Origin of the sequence: Rhodoferax ferrireducens (genome assembly GCF_003347515.1) — a bacterium.
Classification (GTDB): Bacteria; Pseudomonadota; Gammaproteobacteria; order Burkholderiales; family Burkholderiaceae_C; genus Rhodoferax.
This window is the reverse complement of sequence record NZ_QEII01000263.1, coordinates 1-469: the sequence shown is the minus strand read 5'-3', so window position 1 is coordinate 469 and position 469 is coordinate 1. Positions and strand designations below refer to the sequence as shown.

At 58.8% G+C, this 469-nt stretch carries 1 protein-coding gene; it reads left to right on the top strand.

Annotated features, from left to right (window positions below; translation table 11 throughout):
• Positions 1 to 178: 178 nt before the first annotated feature.
• A partial coding sequence (locus C5P05_RS34435) for a hypothetical protein (RefSeq protein WP_232834430.1) occupies positions 179 to 469 on the top strand: 291 nt, incomplete at its 3' end.

The following is a 469-nucleotide window of genomic DNA, read 5'->3' as shown; positions in this document are numbered from 1 at the left end:
CCTGCCGACCCAACGCGCCAGTCAGGTGGGCGACTTGCTGCCCCATCGCTGGCAACCTCAAACCATTCGTTGACGACTAATGCATTGACGCGCTCATCGCGTCAATGTGTGTTCCCCAGTTGCTTACACTGGGCATCCCATCTTGAAGGCCGACTGATGAGTTGAGATAGTGTGCGCGATGAACATCATGCACACCATGGCGAGCGAAGCTCGCACCACCAAAGTCCCCAAGCGCCGGTTCTACAGCCCTGAACTCAAGCTTCAGGTTGTCCAGACAGCCACCAACATAAGCCTTCAGCCAATCAGCTGCGCGCGGTCAAGATGGGTTTGCTGGGCGCTTACCGACCAAGCCCAGCCTGTGGTTTGCGAAGCCAGCGTGCACATGAAGGCTGCGTTTGCTGCAAGTGGCGGGGCCTATGGGAGTCGTCGTTTGCGCACGGCAGTGGCCTCGCGAGGGATCGTGATTGGC